The sequence below is a fragment of the Ruegeria sp. AB6 genome (genome assembly GCF_056542685.1).
Map to the genome: position 1 here is coordinate 73815 of NZ_JBQGAD010000009.1, position 16043 is coordinate 89857.

General features: G+C 58.4%; 16 protein-coding genes and 1 riboswitch. Of the genes, 7 read left to right on the forward strand and 9 right to left on the reverse strand.

What is annotated here, in order from left to right:
• Positions 1-16: 16 nt before the first annotated feature.
• From ACR0DB_RS17150 to dnaK, 8 genes are all read right to left on the reverse strand, one after another.
• Complete coding sequence (locus tag ACR0DB_RS17150; RefSeq protein WP_480552198.1) at positions 17-982, reverse strand: ThiF family adenylyltransferase; 966 nt, start codon at positions 980-982, stop codon at positions 17-19.
• Positions 979-1575 carry a thiamine phosphate synthase gene (locus ACR0DB_RS17155; RefSeq protein ID WP_480552199.1) on the reverse strand — a complete coding sequence of 199 codons (597 nt, stop codon included), beginning with the start codon at positions 1573-1575 and terminating at the stop codon, positions 979-981. The genes ACR0DB_RS17150 and ACR0DB_RS17155 overlap by 4 nt, the downstream gene beginning before the upstream one ends.
• Positions 1572-2336 (reverse strand): thiazole synthase, encoded by a 765-nt coding sequence (locus tag ACR0DB_RS17160; protein ID WP_170786117.1) that lies wholly within the window; start codon positions 2334-2336, stop codon positions 1572-1574. Before ACR0DB_RS17160 ends, ACR0DB_RS17155 begins: the two co-directional genes overlap by 4 nt.
• A gap of 2 nt (positions 2337-2338) precedes the next feature.
• Positions 2339-2533: a sulfur carrier protein ThiS gene (thiS, locus tag ACR0DB_RS17165; protein ID WP_480552200.1), complete on the reverse strand. Its 195-nt coding sequence runs from the start codon at positions 2531-2533 to the stop codon at positions 2339-2341.
• The gene (gene thiO, locus ACR0DB_RS17170; protein WP_480552201.1) at positions 2517-3494 is read right to left on the reverse strand and encodes a glycine oxidase ThiO; all 978 of its coding nucleotides are present in this window, start codon (positions 3492-3494) and stop codon (positions 2517-2519) included. The genes thiS and thiO overlap by 17 nt, the downstream gene beginning before the upstream one ends.
• Positions 3491-4294 (reverse strand): bifunctional hydroxymethylpyrimidine kinase/phosphomethylpyrimidine kinase, encoded by an 804-nt coding sequence (gene thiD, locus ACR0DB_RS17175; RefSeq protein ID WP_480552202.1) that lies wholly within the window; start codon positions 4292-4294, stop codon positions 3491-3493. Before thiD ends, thiO begins: the two co-directional genes overlap by 4 nt.
• 45 nt (positions 4295-4339) lie before the next feature.
• Positions 4340-4446: riboswitch (TPP riboswitch) on the reverse strand.
• 171 nt (positions 4447-4617) lie between these two features.
• Positions 4618-5766 carry a molecular chaperone DnaJ gene (dnaJ, locus tag ACR0DB_RS17180; protein ID WP_170786125.1) on the reverse strand — a complete coding sequence of 383 codons (1149 nt, stop codon included), beginning with the start codon at positions 5764-5766 and terminating at the stop codon, positions 4618-4620.
• A gap of 74 nt (positions 5767-5840) precedes the next feature.
• Entirely contained in the window at positions 5841-7748 is a 1908-nt protein-coding gene (dnaK, locus tag ACR0DB_RS17185; RefSeq protein ID WP_480552203.1) for a molecular chaperone DnaK, read from the reverse strand.
• A gap of 213 nt (positions 7749-7961) precedes the next feature.
• Here dnaK and ACR0DB_RS17190 point away from each other — a divergent pair, with 213 nt between their 5' ends.
• A complete protein-coding gene (locus ACR0DB_RS17190; RefSeq protein ID WP_480552204.1) occupies positions 7962-8564 on the forward strand; it encodes an alpha-ketoglutarate-dependent dioxygenase AlkB family protein in 603 nt (200 codons plus the stop codon).
• On the opposite strand, the gene ACR0DB_RS17195 is transcribed toward ACR0DB_RS17190, so the two are convergent.
• Positions 8561-9388, reverse strand: coding sequence for an ABC transporter permease (locus ACR0DB_RS17195; protein ID WP_170786131.1), 828 nt, complete (start codon positions 9386-9388; stop codon positions 8561-8563). The two genes, ACR0DB_RS17190 and ACR0DB_RS17195, sit on opposite strands and share 4 nt — an antisense overlap.
• A gap of 122 nt (positions 9389-9510) precedes the next feature.
• Between ACR0DB_RS17195 and cysQ the strand changes: the two genes are divergently transcribed.
• From cysQ to ACR0DB_RS17225, 6 genes are all read left to right on the forward strand, one after another.
• Positions 9511-10308, forward strand: a complete 798-nt coding sequence (gene cysQ, locus ACR0DB_RS17200) for a 3'(2'),5'-bisphosphate nucleotidase CysQ (RefSeq protein WP_480552205.1) — start codon at positions 9511-9513, stop codon at positions 10306-10308.
• On the forward strand, positions 10308-11108 hold the full coding sequence (locus ACR0DB_RS17205; protein WP_480552206.1) for a 3-deoxy-manno-octulosonate cytidylyltransferase: 801 nt from the start codon (positions 10308-10310) through the stop codon (positions 11106-11108). The genes cysQ and ACR0DB_RS17205 overlap by 1 nt, the downstream gene beginning before the upstream one ends.
• A gap of 56 nt (positions 11109-11164) precedes the next feature.
• The gene (gene galE / locus ACR0DB_RS17210) at positions 11165-12148 is read left to right on the forward strand and encodes a UDP-glucose 4-epimerase GalE (RefSeq protein ID WP_480552207.1); all 984 of its coding nucleotides are present in this window, start codon (positions 11165-11167) and stop codon (positions 12146-12148) included.
• A gap of 7 nt (positions 12149-12155) precedes the next feature.
• Complete coding sequence (locus ACR0DB_RS17215; protein ID WP_480552208.1) at positions 12156-13220, forward strand: glycosyltransferase family 2 protein; 1065 nt, start codon at positions 12156-12158, stop codon at positions 13218-13220.
• 136 nt (positions 13221-13356) lie between these two features.
• A complete protein-coding gene (locus tag ACR0DB_RS17220) occupies positions 13357-14343 on the forward strand; it encodes a glycosyltransferase family 2 protein (RefSeq protein ID WP_170786542.1) in 987 nt (328 codons plus the stop codon).
• The gene (locus ACR0DB_RS17225) at positions 14340-16037 is read left to right on the forward strand and encodes a DUF5927 domain-containing protein (protein WP_480552209.1); all 1698 of its coding nucleotides are present in this window, start codon (positions 14340-14342) and stop codon (positions 16035-16037) included. The genes ACR0DB_RS17220 and ACR0DB_RS17225 overlap by 4 nt, the downstream gene beginning before the upstream one ends.
• The last annotated feature ends 6 nt before the right edge of the window (positions 16038-16043 follow it).

Genomic DNA, 16043 nt, shown 5'->3' on the forward strand with positions numbered 1-16043 from the left:
CGCGTTTCCTTTTCGCTTACGAGGTCGAGGCCGCGACGAGGACAATCTCGCCCGGCCAATCCGGTTGAATCTGTTCGGCTGCACGCCATGCGCGCAGACCGGTTGCACAGCACAAGGCCAGTCTTTTGCCTTGTTTAGGGTCTATTTCTTGCAAATTTTCAGGCGAAACCCGCTGCGCATTGGGGTGGGCTGCGATGGAAGCTTCGGTCTCATCGCGCAGCTCAATAATCTGGTCGTCCGCGCTGAGTTGACTGGCCGAGACGAACCGAAAACAGCTATTCGGTTCGGGCGCGGTGTCGAACCGGAAGGTGCTGATACGCAAGGTACGGGCGTCGTATTGAACCATCTGCCCCAAGGGCGAAGGCGCGATCCCAAGGATCAGGTTCAGTGCCATCTGCGCCTGCATCGCGCCAATTGTCCCAACGACCGGACCCAGTACACCGGCGGTAGCGCAGCTCGCTCCGCTATCGGGCGCGTCAGGGAACACCGCGCGCAGCGAGGGCGCCCCTCCGCAGAACCCACCAACATAGCCCGACATCCTCAGCACCGAGGCGCTGATCAACGGTTTCCCCTGCGCTAAACAAGTATCGGACAGAATATAGCTGGCCGCATAGCTGTCAGCACAATCCAGGATCACATTCGCCTGCGCGGCCATATTGGGCGCATTTGTACTTGTTAAAGCATGTTCTAGCGCCTCAACTTCGATCTCATCGTTTAAGGCCCGACACCTCTCGGCGGCCACTTTGGCCTTGGGTCGCTCGCAATCCGCCTGCGCGAACAGAGTCTGGCGATGCAGGTTGGACAGATCAACTGTATCCCCATCCATCACCGTGATCCGCCCTACCCCAGCCCCGGCCAACAAGGGCAAGACCGGCGCAGCCAGCCCTCCGGCCCCCACAACCAGCACATGCGCCGAGGACAGACGCGCCTGCCCTTCTGCGCCTACCTCGGTCAGGATGGTTTGGCGGGCATAACGGCTCATCGGGTGGCCTCGATCCATTCGCGCACGCGCGCTTCGGGGTCAGTGTTCAGGGTGATATCTGTGACGACCGAGACGATATCAGCCCCCGCCTGCAGAACACCCGACGCGCGCTCGACGCTCATCCCGCCGATCCCGACCAGAGGGATATCGCCCACCCGCGCCTTCCATTCGGTGACGCGCGGCAGACCCTGCTGATGCCATTTCATCTTTTTCAGGATGGTCGGATAGACCGGCCCAAGCGCTACATAGTCCGGGTCCATGGCCAGAACGCGTTCCAGTTCGTCGTCATCATGGGTCGACACGCCCAGCTTCAGCCCAGCCTTGCGGATAGCTTTCAGATCGGCATCGTCCAGATCCTCCTGCCCCAGGTGAATCCAATCACATCCGGCCTCAATCGCGGCCTGCCAATAGTCGTTCACCACCAGAACCGCGCCATGCTGGCGGCACAGATCGCGTGACTGCGCAATCTGTTCGTGCACCACCGCATCGGGTTGATCCTTGGCGCGCAGCTGCACCAGTTTCACGCCCAAAGGCAGCATCCGCCGCAGCCAGTTCGAGTGATCAAAGATCGGGTAAAAGCGGTCGAGGCTCATGACAGAAACGCCTTTCCGATCACGGGGGTCGAGGCTTCGGCCATATCGCGCGCCTCGATCGGGTCGGCTTGATGGGCCAGTTGCCCGGCCTCAATCGCCTGCATCATGGCCCGCGCCATCGCCGGCGGATCACCCGCGCGCGCCACGGCGGTGTTCAGCAGTACCGCGTCATAGCCCAGCTCCATCGCGCGCGAGGCGTGGCTGGGCAGGCCAATGCCCGCATCAATCACCAACGGCACATCCGGGAATTCTGCCCGCATCGCCCGCAACGCGTATTCGTTGTTCAGCCCGCGCCCCGACCCAATCGGCGCGCCCCAGGGCATCAGCACCTCACACCCTGCAGCCAGCAGACGTTCACCCACGATCAGATCGTCGGTGGTGTAGGGGAAGACCTGAAACCCTTCCTCGGTCAGGATGCGGGCAGCCTCGACCAGTTGGAACACATCCGGTTGCAGACTATCCGTGTGCCCGATCAGTTCCAGCTTGATCCATTTGGTGTCGAACACCTCACGCGCCATCTGCGCAGTAGTCACAGCCTCTTTGACCGTATGGCACCCGGCAGTGTTTGGCAGGATCAGCACGCCGAGGTCCTGGATCATCTGCCAAAAGGTCTGACCCGCCCCGGATTCACGCCGCAGCGACACAGTGGCCACTCCGGCCCCACTTTCCCGAAACGCCTGCTCCAGAATGGCCGGGCTTGGATATTGTGCTGTGCCCAGCATCAAGGGGTTGGGCAATTCGGTACTGTAGAACGTCTTCATCCTCAGCCCCCCTGCATCGGTGCGACGACCTCGACCCGGTCGCCATCCACCAATTTGTGCGAGATGCGCAGGCTCGAAGGAACGAATTCCTCGTTCACCGCCGTTGCGACCCGGCCCGAGAATCCGCACTCAACCAGCATATCGGCCAGTGTCAGAGCCGCAATTTTGCGGGATTCGCCATTAAGCACGATCTTCATCGACCATCTCCGAATGTTTGTTCTCAAGTGCCAGATCGGCCACACCCCGCGCCAAAGCCGGGGCCAGCAGATAGCCGTGGCGATACAGGCCGTTGGCGTAGATCGTGTGGCCCAAGCGCCGGATACGCGGCAGGTTGTCGGGAAATGCAGGACGTAGATCGACACCAATCTCCAGAACCTCGGCCTCACCGAAGGCCGGGTTCAGCGCGTAGGCTGCACTGAGCAGCTCTAGCATGGAGCGCGCGGTGATCCGGCTGCTATCCTCGGATTCGATCATCGTTGCACCCAGCATGTAAACGCCATCTCCGCGCGGTACGATGTAGAGCGGCATCCGCGGATGCAACAGCCGCACCGGGCGGGTCAGGTGGATATCCGGGCAGCGGATCACCAGCATCTCACCCTTCACGCCGCGCAGATCATGCAAAACCTCGCGTGCATGTAACCCTCGACAGTCTATCGCGTTTTCCAGACGGGGCGGGGCGAGTTTCTGGTGAAATTCAACCCCTTGACCCTGCAACTGCCGATAGAGGTCCTGCAGCGCTTGCCGAGGGTCCAGATGCGCCTCATCCGGGAAGAACAAAGCTTTGGAGAAGCCATGCAGATCAGGCTCTAATTCTCGAATTTGGGTTTGATCAACATCTGCGAATGCCTGGGTCCTGCGCGCAAACCGCCGCAAATCCGGCAGATCGCGCGGATTAGCCACGACCAGAGTTCCGCGCCGCTGCACCTGTGTACGCGCGGCCCACCAGTCCAACGCGGTCTTTCCCAATCGCAGCACCGGCTCTTCGGCATTTTCATATTCGCACCATGGGGCCAGCATCCCGCCAGCCCACCACGAACACCCATGCGCACCGGGCGGGCCACCGGGATCAAAGACCTGCACCTTGGCGCCGCGCGACACCATCTCGCTGGCCACGGCCAATCCGGCAACACCGGCACCTATGACCGACCAGATCGTCACGCAGGCCAAACCTCATGAAAATGATGAACCGGGCCGTGGCCCTGCCCAATATCCAATGCATCCGCCTTGGCAATCGCACCTTGCAAATAGTCATGAGCCTGCGCAACCGCGTCCGGGATCGTCAGGCCCTTGGCCAATCCGGCCGCAATAGACGAAGACAAGGTGCACCCGGTGCCATGCGTGTTTCTGGTTTGGCGGCGCGGTGCGGTGAACTCGGCGATCAGCCCTGCCGAACTGACCAGAAGATCATGGCAAATCTCGCCTTGCCCATGCCCCCCTTTCATCAGAACAGTTTGCGCCCTATACCCACATAGGGCGCGACCTTGTTCAACCATCTCATTGGGGCTTTGTGCATCAGAAGACCCCAGCAAACACGCCGCCTCGGGCAAATTCGGTGTCAAGACCGAGGCACGAGGCACCAACACATCCCGAAGAGTTTGAACAGCATCCTCGGCAAGCAAAGCGTCGCCGGATTTGGCGATCATCACAGGGTCTAACACAATAGGGCCGTCGAATTCAGCGATGCTGTCGGCCACAGTGTGGATAATGTCAGGCGTTGCGAGCATTCCGATCTTGACGGCACCCACGTCCAAGTCCGTCAGAACCGCTTCGATCTGCGCCGCAATCACATCCAGCGGGATCCCGTGAACCGCCGTAACCGCCCTGGTATTTTGCGCCGTCACTGCCGTTATCACACTGGCGCCGTATACCCCAAGCGCCGACATGGCCTTGAGGTCAGCTTGAATTCCAGCCCCACCGCCGCTGTCCGAACCGGCAATCGTCAATGCAATACGGGCCATATCGTTGCTCCAAATTCTTGGGGCAATCGCGGCGTAGAAACCGTCTATAGTTTGACGACCGTTCCCTCCGCCGGAATTGCCCGGATCAGGTTCGATGGGTTGATGCGAAAGCACCTCTCAGCCCCTTCTAGGAGGCACCCCAACGGTTGGCGCGGAACATCTCAGGCGCGCAAGAAATAATCAAGAGGATTCTGCGAGGCTCTGCCTCGCGCTCCGGGATATTTATGGCCAGATGAAGAGCGGATCCCACTTTACCTGGCCAAAAGTATACCGGGGGAGTCGCCCGAAACGGGCGGCTGGGGCAGAGCCCCCTTTTCGACTTTTCAGCCCTTCATTCCATCCCAGAAAGATTTGACGGATGAGAAAAAGCTTTTGGACTCTGGGTGGTTATCTTCTCCTAAGTCGTCGAACTCTTTCAACAGTTCTTTCTGACGGCTAGTCAGGTTCACCGGCGTTTCCACTGCAAGTTCAATGAACATGTCGCCTACACCGCCGCCGCGCAAAGCCGGCATACCTTTACCGCGCAAGCGCATCTGACGACCTGACTGGCTGCCCGCCGGGATTTGCACGCGACCGCGGCCACCGTCGATGGTGGGAACTTCGATCGAACCGCCCAACGCTGCTTTGGCCATGCTGACTGGCACGCGGCAATAGAGGTTTACGCTGTCTCGCTCGAACAGTTTATGGTCCGACACTTCGACGAAGATGTACAGATCACCCGGAGGGCCGCCGCGCATTCCGGCCTCACCCTCGCCCGCCAGACGTATACGGGTACCCGTTTCCACCCCGGCGGGGATGTTGACGGATAGCGCGCGCTCTTTTTCCACGCGACCCGCACCGCCACAGGATTTACAGGGGTTCTTGATGATCTGGCCCAGACCCGAGCAAGTCGGGCAGGTGCGTTCCACAGTAAAGAAACCCTGCTGTGCCCGAACTTTGCCCATACCCGAGCAGGTCGGGCAGGTTGTCGGTTCTACACCACCTTCGGCACCCGAACCGTCACAGGCTGAACAGGCCACAGCGGCCGGCACGTTGATGGTTTTTTGCAGACCCGAGAACGCCTCTTCTAGCGTGACGCGCAGGTTGTAGCGCAGGTCCGAGCCGCGGGCGGCGCGACGTCCACCGCCTCCGCCACGTTGGCCACCCATGAAATCGCCAAACAGATCGTCGAACACGTCCGAGAAGGCGCTGGAAAAATCGCCCTGACCGAAGCCACCACCAGGACGGCCGCCACCGCCCATGCCATTTTCAAACGCGGCGTGGCCAAAGCGATCATAGGCCGCTTTTTTCTCGGCATCGCGCAGCACGTCATAAGCCTCATTTGCTTCTTTGAACTGCGCTTCGGCATCCGGGTTGTCTTTATTGCGGTCCGGATGCAATTCCTTGGCTTTCTTGCGAAAACCCTTTTTGATCTCATCCGCCGATGCGCCCTTGGCTACGCCGAGCACATCGTAATAGTCGCGTTTTGACATCAGTATGTCCTTCTGCCTCAACGTAAATAGGCCGGCCCGGAGAACGGACCGGCCCGCATTGGCCCGGTGAGCCGTTAGTTACGTTTGTCGTCGTCCAGATCTTCGAACTCAGCGTCGACAATGTCATCATCGCCCGGCGCTGCATCGGCTGCGGCCGGTTCTTCTTCGCCTTCCTCGGACTGCGCCTTGTAGATGGCTTCGCCCAACTTCATCGCGGCTTCGGTGACGTTCTGAATGCCCGACTTGATCTTGTCGGCGTTTTCAGTTTCCAGCTCGTCCTTCAGCGCGGCAATCGCCAGCTCGATCGCTTCGATAGTGGTCGGGTCGACCTTGTCGGCATGCTCTTCCATCGACTTTTCGGTCGAGTGGATGAGGCTTTCCGCTTGGTTCTTGGCGTCGACCAGCTCGCGGCGTTCCTTGTCGGCCTCGGCGTTTTCCTCGGCGTCCTTGACCATCTTCTCGATATCCGCGTCGGACAGACCGCCCGAGGCTTGGATGGTGATCTTCTGCTCTTTGCCGGTACCTTTGTCCTTGGCCGAAACCGAGACAATGCCGTTTGCGTCGATGTCAAACGTCACCTCGATCTGAGGCATACCACGCGGTGCGGGCGGGATATCCTCGAGGTTGAACTGACCAAGGATCTTGTTGTCCGCAGCCATTTCACGCTCACCCTGGAACACGCGGATGGTCACGGCGTTCTGGTTGTCCTCGGCGGTCGAGAAGACCTGAGACTTTTTGGTCGGGATCGTGGTGTTGCGGTCGATCAGACGGGTGAACACGCCACCCAGCGTCTCAATACCCAGCGACAGCGGTGTCACGTCCAGCAGAACCACGTCTTTGACGTCACCCTGCAGAACACCGGCCTGAATGGCGGCGCCCATGGCAACAACTTCGTCCGGGTTCACGCCTTTGTGCGGCTCTTTACCGAAGAATTTGGTGACCTCTTCGATCACTTTCGGCATCCGGGTCATACCACCGACCAGAACAACCTCATCTACGTCGCCTGCCGACAGACCTGCGTCTTTCAGAGCGGCTGCACAGGGCTTCATCGACTTCTTGATCAGATCGCCAACCAGCGATTCCAGCTTGGCACGGGTCAGCTTCATGACCATGTGCAGCGGCTGACCGTTGGCACCCATCGAGATGAAAGGCTGGTTGATTTCGGTCTGCGAGGTCGAGGACAGCTCGATCTTGGCTTTTTCGGCGGCTTCTTTCAGACGCTGCAGAGCCATCTTGTCCTGAGACAGATCGACACCGTGTTCCTTTTTGAACTCATCCGCCAAGTAGTTGACGATGCGCATGTCAAAGTCTTCACCACCCAGGAAGGTGTCACCGTTGGTCGATTTAACCTCGAACAGGCCGTCGTCGATTTCCAGAATTGTCACGTCGAAGGTACCACCACCAAGGTCATAAACCGCGATGGTTTGCGTTTCTTCCTTGTCCAGACCATAGGCCAGAGCAGCCGCTGTCGGTTCGTTGATGATCCGCAGCACTTCCAGACCAGCGATTTTGCCGGCGTCTTTGGTGGCCTGACGCTGAGCATCGTTAAAGTATGCCGGAACAGTGATAACCGCCTGCGTGACTTCCTCACCCAGATAGCTTTCTGCGGTTTCCTTCATCTTGCCCAGAGTGAAGGCCGAGATCTGGCTTGGGGAGTACTTTTCGCCGCGAGCTTCAACCCACGCGTCGCCGTTGCCACCATTCACGATAGCATACGGCACCATTTTCTTATCTTTTTCGACTTCGGCATCATCCACACGACGACCGATCAGGCGCTTGACGCCAAAGATCGTGTTGTCGGGGTTGGTGACCGCCTGACGTTTTGCAGGCTGACCGACCAGTCGCTCATCTTCGGTGAAGGCGACGATCGAGGGCGTGGTCCGCGCCCCTTCGGCGTTTTCGATGACCTTCGGCTGCGAGCCGTCCATGATAGCCACGCACGAGTTGGTGGTTCCGAGGTCAATCCCGATTACTTTACTCATATGTTCGATCCCTTTCTCTTCAAGGCGATGTCCCGAGGCCGGGACCCGTTATGGCATCCCTGCCTCGATCTCAATTGCGCAATGGCCCTACACCATCACGCGTCCCGGCGTATATAAGGGCGAGACCAAAAGCCTGCAAGCGGTGTAAATCGCAGGTTTTCGGGAATCTGGGGCCTTTTTTGCAACGTTTCGGCAAGGATTGAGGAATCTTCGATGACGCGGCTGCTTTTGCGCGATTTCGATATCAGAAAAGCCTATCTGGATGTGGCAGCGCAGACCGCGCTGATAGATCTGTTGCGCCCGATTCTGAAATCCGCACCCCTGTTCCGCCCGACGACGCCATCGGGCAAAGAGATGTCGGTCCGAATGACCTCGGCCGGGGCGCTGGGATGGGTGTCGGACCGGGCGGGGTACCGGTATCAGGATCACCATCCCAAGGGGGTGGCATGGCCCGTGATCCCCGATCCGATCCTTGAAATCTGGCACGTCCTCGCCAGCGTCGAGCGCGACCCGGATTGCTGCCTGATCAACTATTATGGCGAGGGCACCCGCATGGGACTGCATCAGGACAAGGATGAAGCTGACTTTTCCTGGCCAGTCCTGTCAATCTCGCTGGGCGATGATGCTTTGTTTCGCATCGGCAACACCACCCGTGGCGGCAAGACCGAGTCGATCTGGCTGAACTCGGGCGATGTGGTGATCATGGGCGGCCCCGCGCGCCTGACCTATCACGGGGTGGACCGTATCCGGTTCGGATCATCCAAACTGTTGCCCAAGGGTGGTCGGATCAATCTGACGTTGCGCGTGGCGACCTAGCTGCGCGCCCCCCAGCTTTTCGACACGTGCTGACGGGTGAAGAAAATGCCCAGCAAACCGATCAAAAGCAGGATAATGCCTACCCAAAGCGCGTATTCCCAGCTGGTCTGGCGCGGGAAATAGTTGCGAAACACGAACCCGCGGCATTGGTCGATGACGTGAAACAGCGGGTTCCAGATAAACATGGTCAAAGTGAACCCACCCAGACTGTTGGCCACAAACATCTTGCCAGAAAAGATCATATTGATCCGACGGTAGACGACGGACGAAATGGACACAAATGTCGGAAGCCAGGGCTTGAGCGCCATAAACAGGACGCCAACTGCGCTGCCGGTAAACCAGGCCAGCACAAGCATATAGAACGCGCCACCCGGATCCTGTATTTCAAGCGGTTCGATGGCGACGTGATACATGAACAGGATGACCAGGATCGAAACCAGTTGCGTGTAGAACGTCCCGAACGCCGCTGCCAGAAGCGACACCATCATGTTCATTGGCGAATGCAGCATCATTGGGTTGTTTCCGGTCGCAACCCCGGCCACGCCGCTTACGGATTTCACGTGCGTCAGGAACAGAAACACCCCAGACAGCAAGAACAGGATCGAATTGCCGCGAATCTTGGACAAGCCGGTTACCCTTCCGACCAGCGTCATGATCAGATAAAACACCGTCACCAGTGCAAGAATCTGGACGATATTCATGATCACCGCCAGCACCGCGTTCGATCGTTGCGAACGAATGCTGCGCACCACCGAATGAAACACCAGTTCCGAGGTGGTGAAGGCACCACCCAAAAGCGTCCGGTTTCGCTTAAAGTAATACACCTGCGCGGTCTTTCCTGCTTTATTGCCAGCAATCTGGCACGAAATTCTTGCTGTTCCGTAACCGGGACATCATAAGGCCGTCAGGATTTTCAATCAACAAATCACAGGAACGGAGCCTTTTTGTGACCTACGACGCCCTCATCCCCGTCATTCGACGTTTGGCACTGGAAGCCGGTGACAAGATCATGGAGATCTATAACTCGGATGATTTCGACGTGAAGGTCAAATCTGATGCCAGCCCTGTAACCGAAGCGGATGAGGCTGCGGACGCTCTTATCTCGGCCGGCCTGCGCGCAGCCTTCCCCGATATCCTGCTGGTGACCGAGGAACAGGCGGCCTCGCACTCTGAGAAAGGCGACACGTTCCTGATCGTGGACCCGCTGGACGGCACCAAAGAGTTCATCAACCGTCGCGGGGATTTCACAGTGAACATTGCGCTGGTGGAAAATGGCGTACCGACGCGCGGGGTGGTTTACGCCCCAGCCAAGGGACGCATGTTTTATACCCAGCCCGATGGACAATCAGTTGAGGAAACCGGCGCTCTGGACAAGGATGTTGTGGGCAACGTGACGCCGATACTCGTCTCTAAACCGAACAATTCGGCGCTTTTGATCGTGGCCTCCAAGTCGCACCGCGATCAGGCAACTGAGGACTACATCAACAAGTATCAAGTGCGCGACAGCAAAAGCGCGGGTTCATCGCTCAAATTCTGTCTGGTCGCAACCGGTGAGGCCGATCTGTACCCTCGCGTTGGCCGCACAATGGAATGGGACACAGCCGCAGGTCACGCAGTTCTGGCCGGTGCCGGCGGCAAGGTGGTTCGCTTCGACAACCACGAACCGCTGAGCTATGGCAAGGACGGCTATGCAAACCCGTTCTTCATCGCCTACGCTCCGGGTGTTGAGTTGAAGGAAGCCTGATGTCCGTTCTGATCGCCATTCCCGCCCGCTATGCCTCGTCCCGCTATCCGGGCAAACCGCTGGTGCCTCTGACCGGGGCAAGCGGCAAGGCGATGACGCTGATTGAACGGTCGTGGCGTGCGGCCTGTTCAGTGTCGGGCGTGGACAAGGTAGTTGTCGCCACCGATGACGACCGTATCCGCGCGGCGGCCGAAGGGTTTGGGGCCGAGGTGGTGATGACTTCGGACACCTGCCATAATGGCACCGAACGCTGCGCTGAAACCCATGCCAATCTGGGCGCGGGCTATGATATCGTGGTGAACCTTCAGGGCGACGCGCCACTGACACCGCATTGGTTTGTGGAAGACCTGATCGCGGGTCTGCGCGCCGCACCCGAGGCCGGTGTGGCCACGCCTGTTCTTCGCTGCGATGGCGATGCGCTCAACAGCCTGCTGAACGACCGCAAACATGGCCGGGTCGGCGGCACTACAGCGGTTTTTGCGTCCGATCACAGCGCCATGTATTTCTCGAAAGAGGTGGTGCCTTTCACAGCGCAGACCTATGCGGGCACCAAGGATACCCCGGTGTTTCACCACGTAGGCGTCTATGCCTATCGCCCTGACGCGCTGGCCGCCTATCCCACATGGCCCGTGGGCCCGCTGGAACAGCTGGAAGGTCTGGAACAGCTGCGCTTCATGGAAAATGGTCGCAAAGTTCTGTGCGTCGAGGTCGAGGCCAAAGGTCGCCAGTTCTGGGAACTGAACAACCCCCAAGACGTGCCCAAGCTAGAGCAGATGATGGCCGAAATGGGCTTGGAATAAACCATGAGCCTTGATGCAGAACTGCATCCTTCCACAACGCGGGAAAAGACTGTCCGATGACGAATATTCTTGTAACCGGCGGCGCCGGATATATCGGGTCCCATGCCTGCAAAGCGTTGAAACTGGCCGGATACACGCCCGTCACCTATGACAACCTGATCACCGGCTGGCAGGATGCAGTGAAATTCGGCCCGTTCGAACAGGGCGACCTGCTGGACCGAGCCAGGCTGGATGAGGTCTTTGACGAATACAAACCCGCCGCCGTCATGCATTTCGCAGCCCTCAGCCAGGTGGGTGAAGCGATGTCGGAGCCCGGAAAATACTGGACCAATAACGTCACCGGCTCGCTCAATCTGATCGAAGCCACGGTCGCTGCGGGCTGCGAAAATTTCGTATTCTCATCGACCTGCGCGACCTATGGCGAGCACGACAATGTGGTTCTGGACGAAGATACGCCGCAATTGCCGCTGAACGCCTACGGGGCTTCGAAACGCGCGATCGAAGATATTTTGCGCGATTTTGATGCAGCGCATGTGCTGAACCACGTGATTTTCCGCTATTTCAACGTAGCAGGTGCGGACCCCGAGGGCGAAGTGGGCGAATATCACCGTCCCGAGACTCATCTGATCCCCCTGATGCTGGACGCCATAGACGGCAAGCGCGACGGGCTGACCGTGTTCGGCACCGACTACGACACGCCCGACGGCACCTGTATCCGCGACTATGTGCATGTCTGCGATCTGGTCGATGCGCATGTGCTGGGCCTGAACTGGCTGGAGCAAGGTAAGGGCAGCCGCGTGTTCAATCTGGGCACCGGGACGGGTTTTTCAGTGATGGAGGTCATCGGCCATTCCAAAGCGGTCACCAACCGTGATGTGCCCTACTCCATCGGTCCGCGTCGGGCGGGGGATTGCACCAAGCTTGTATCCGGCTCGGTTCGCGCCGGGGCTGAACTGGGCTGGACGCCAAAAAGCTCAACGTTAGAGACGATGATAGCGGATGCATGGCGCTGGCATCAAAACGGGCATTACGAGAAATGAGGGCGCGGTGACCGGTGCCGCCGACCCTCTTCCGCCGGTCTCTTGGGCGCAGAAATACCGGTTGCGCCTGAAACGTCGGCGGCTTTTGTGGCGCGCGTTCCGCAGCCGACATGACCTGACATGCCTGAGGGACCGGACCAGCGACATTCGTCCCAATGCCATTCTGGCCTTCACCACCCTGCGCAATGAACGCAATCGGTTGCCGTGGTTTTTCAACCATTACCGTGCGTTGGGCGTTGATCATTTTCTGGTCGTCGACAATGACAGCGACGATGGCTCAACCGAGTATCTCCAAAGCCAACCCGACGTTTCGCTTTGGCAAACCACGGCCAGCTATCGTGCGTCACGTTTTGGTCTGGATTGGCTGACATGGTTGCAGATGCGATATGGTCACGGCCATTGGACGCTGATGGTCGATGCAGATGAGCTGTTAGTTTATCCCGACCACGACACCCATCCTTTGCCGGACCTCACCGGGTGGCTGAACCGCACCGGGCGAAACGCATTTGGCGCATTGATGCTGGACCTCTACCCCGACACGTCACTCGGGACGCAGGACTATGACCCCAGCGCCGACCCAACCGAAGCTCTGAACTGGTTCGACACTGGGCCATATCGGATGCAGAGGCAGGCTCCGCTGGGGAACCTATGGGTTCAAGGGGGCGCGCGGGAACGGATGTTCTTTGCCAAAACGCCGCAAAAGTCACCCACATTGAACAAAATCCCGCTGATCCGCTGGTCGCGGCGCTATGCATATGTGAATTCGTGTCATTCCGCCCTGCCGCGCAGGCTGAACGCAGCCTATAACGGACCGGGCGACAACGCGCCCTCTGGGGTTTTGCTGCATACGAAATTCCTGCCCGAAGTGGTTGAGAAATCAGGTGTCGAAAAGACCCGCCGACAACATTTCCACGACCCCGATCAATTCAACACGTATTACGACGGCATTCTTAATCGCCCCTCCATGTGGACGCCCAACTCGGCCCGTTACAAAGGCTGGAGACAGCTTCAGCAGCTTGGCCTGATGGGAAAAATTGAGTGGAAATCCGCCGCGCGGGCTAACGACTTGTAAATGCGTTGCTTTGATAGATGGAAAGATGGCATAACGCGGCAATGCTCCGGCACCACTCTGGTTGATCCAGGCCCCGGAGATGCTCGCGTAAAGTAAAAGGTTGGGCCGTCACGTGAGCCTGTTGGATTCGTATCGCATGAGATTGCGGCGCAAGCGCCGCCTTTTGCGTTGCCTGCGCAAGCGGCGCGAACTGACGCCTGTCTTGGACCAGACTAACAAGATCAGCCGCCGCGATATTCTGCTGGTCAGCGTCGTGCGGAACGAGAAAATTCGCCTGCCGTATTTCCTGGACTATTACCGAAAGCTGGGGGTCGATCACTTTCTGTTCGTCGACAATGACAGCGAGGACGGAACCGGTGCGTTTCTGGCCAATCAACCCGATGTCTCGCTTTGGTCAACTGATGCCAGCTATCGGCGGGCAACCTTTGGCATCGACTGGTCCAACTACCTGCTGCGGAAATACGCCCACGGTCATTGGGTACTGACAGTCGACCCGGACGAGTTCTTTATCTACCCGTTCTGCGACACGCGCCCCATCCGCGCTTTAACCGATTGGTTGAACGGATGTGCCGTGCGCAGTTTCGGCACCATGCTGGTCGATATGTACCCACGCGGACCCGTGGATGATGAACCTTACCGCGAGGGTCAGGACCCATTCGAAATCGCCCGTTGGTTTGACGCGGGCAATTACATGATCACCAAGAACCCCGAGTATGGGAACCTGTGGATACAGGGCGGCCCCCGCGCACGCACGTTTTTTCGCGACACACCGGAAAAAGCCCCCGCGTTAAACAAGATCCCGCTTGTGAAATGGGACCGGCGCTATGTCTATGTCAGCTCGACCCATTCCCTGCTGCCGCGCGGGTTGAATCAGGTCTATGACGAATGGGGGGGCGAGAAAGCCAGCGGCGCCCTGCTGCACGCCAAGCTGATCGATACGTTGGGTGCCAAAGCGCTGGAAGAAATGCAGCGCGGCCAGCACTACCGCAAGTCCGGCGAATACCGCGCCTATGCTGAAGGGCTGGAGGATCAGACCGTGTTCTGGTGCGACTGGTCCGAGAAATACATCAACTGGCGGCAGCTTGAGATTCTGGGCCTGATGTCCAAGGGGAACTGGGCATGAGCCTTGGGGTTGTCATGCTGGTCCACACTGCCTTCAACCGGGCCGAACAGGTTGCCCGCCATTGGGCCGCCGCCGGATGCCCTGTTGTCATTCACGTGGATCGCAAAGTGCCCGACCCCACATGCGCTGCGTTCAGAGCCGCTTGTAAAGATGAACCCCTGATCCGCTTTTCAGACCGGTCCACCTGCCATTGGGGTGGCTGGGGAATTGTGCAAGCCACGCAATCAGCGTCCGAGATGATGTTGAACGCTTTTCCCGATGTGCATCACGTTTTTCTGTCCTCCGGCGCGTGTCTGCCTCTGCGCCCAGTTGCCGAACTCATCGACTACCTTGCACAGCGGCCCCGCGTCGATTTCATCGAAAGCGCCACGACCGCAGATGTCAGTTGGACAATTGGCGGGCTGGATCAGGAACGGTTCACCCTGCGGTTTCCGTTTTCGTGGCGCAAGCATCGCAAATTGTTTGATGTCCATGTGAAGCTCCAACGCGCGCTCGGTCTGCGCCGACGAATTCCAGACGGTCTTGTACCACATATGGGCAGCCAATGGTGGTGCCTGACCCGTCAGACTCTGTCCGCCATTCTGCAAGACCCCAAACGCAAGACCTATGACCGCTATTTCAGTCGGGTCTGGATACCGGATGAAAGCTATTTCCAGACGCTGGCCCGAATGTATTCGACACATATTGAAAGCCGGTCTCTGACTCTGTCGAAATTCGATTTTCAGGGTCGTCCGCATATTTTCTATGACGACCATCTACAATTGCTGCGCCGGTCCGACTGTTTTGTTGCCCGCAAAATCTGGTGCGAGGCTGATCGTCTGTACCAAAGTTTTCTGACGGATCAATCCGGCGCGTTGGAACGGGCAGAGCCCAACCCCGGCAAGATTGACCGAGTCTTTTCCAAAGCGGTCGAACGTCGGACCCGCGGTCGGGACGGGCTGTACATGCAAAGCCGCTTCCCCCGCCATGGCAGCGAAAATGGCCTGACCTGTTTCCCCTATTCTGTGTTTCAGGGCTTTGCCGAGTTGTTCGAAGATTTTGCACCCTGGTTGACGGATTGTACTGGAACGCGTGTCCACGGACATCTGTTCGACCCTAAGCGGGCCGAATTTGTGGATGGGGCATCTGTCATCAACGGTGCCTTAAGCGATTGCGCCACTTTGCGCGACTATAATCCTACTGCATTCGTTTCAAACCTGATCTGGAACACGCGGGGTGAACGGCAATGTTTTCAGTTCAGCCCACGCGACACGCAAAAGATCAACTGGTTCTTTGCCCGCGACCGAAATGCCCAAATCTCGGTCATCACTGGGGCCTGGGCGATCCCCTTGTTCCAGTCCAACCGGGACTTCGCCGACGTTCGGGCCGAGGCGGCGCGGCTTCAGCAAATCGAGACCAAACAGCTCGAGGTTCTGAACTCGGTCTGGACCAAGGCACGGGTCAAGACCTGGACCTTGGCCGAGTTCGTGGAATCGCCGATGGAAGCACTACAAACCGTGATTGATGAGATTGGTACACAACCCCACGGCCACTTGACCAAAGCCCCCACCATGGTGGATCTCAGTGGATTTGGGCAATTCCTGCAAAATCTGAAAAACCAGGGCATGCACCCCTATCTGATGGGCGATTTTCCGGCAGATGACGTGTTTAGCACCAAACTCCGCGCGTTTCCGAAACCCTATCTGGTACAATAGCGCGCA

Coding starts and splice junctions, on each gene's coding strand:
- ACR0DB_RS17150 (WP_480552198.1), bottom strand. CDS start 982: ATGAGCCGTTATGCCCGCCAAACCATCCTGACCGAGGTAGGCGCAGAA.
- ACR0DB_RS17155 (WP_480552199.1), bottom strand. CDS start 1,575: ATGAGCCTCGACCGCTTTTACCCGATCTTTGATCACTCGAACTGGCTG.
- ACR0DB_RS17160 (WP_170786117.1), bottom strand. CDS start 2,336: ATGAAGACGTTCTACAGTACCGAATTGCCCAACCCCTTGATGCTGGGC.
- thiS (WP_480552200.1), bottom strand. CDS start 2,533: ATGAAGATCGTGCTTAATGGCGAATCCCGCAAAATTGCGGCTCTGACA.
- thiD (WP_480552202.1), bottom strand. CDS start 4,294: ATGGCCCGTATTGCATTGACGATTGCCGGTTCGGACAGCGGCGGTGGG.
- dnaJ (WP_170786125.1), bottom strand. CDS start 5,766: ATGTCAAAACGCGACTATTACGATGTGCTCGGCGTAGCCAAGGGCGCA.
- dnaK (WP_480552203.1), bottom strand. CDS start 7,748: ATGAGTAAAGTAATCGGGATTGACCTCGGAACCACCAACTCGTGCGTG.
- ACR0DB_RS17190 (WP_480552204.1), top strand. CDS start 7,962: ATGACGCGGCTGCTTTTGCGCGATTTCGATATCAGAAAAGCCTATCTG.
- ACR0DB_RS17205 (WP_480552206.1), top strand. CDS start 10,308: ATGTCCGTTCTGATCGCCATTCCCGCCCGCTATGCCTCGTCCCGCTAT.
- galE (WP_480552207.1), top strand. CDS start 11,165: ATGACGAATATTCTTGTAACCGGCGGCGCCGGATATATCGGGTCCCAT.
- ACR0DB_RS17220 (WP_170786542.1), top strand. CDS start 13,357: ATGAGATTGCGGCGCAAGCGCCGCCTTTTGCGTTGCCTGCGCAAGCGG.
- ACR0DB_RS17225 (WP_480552209.1), top strand. CDS start 14,340: ATGAGCCTTGGGGTTGTCATGCTGGTCCACACTGCCTTCAACCGGGCC.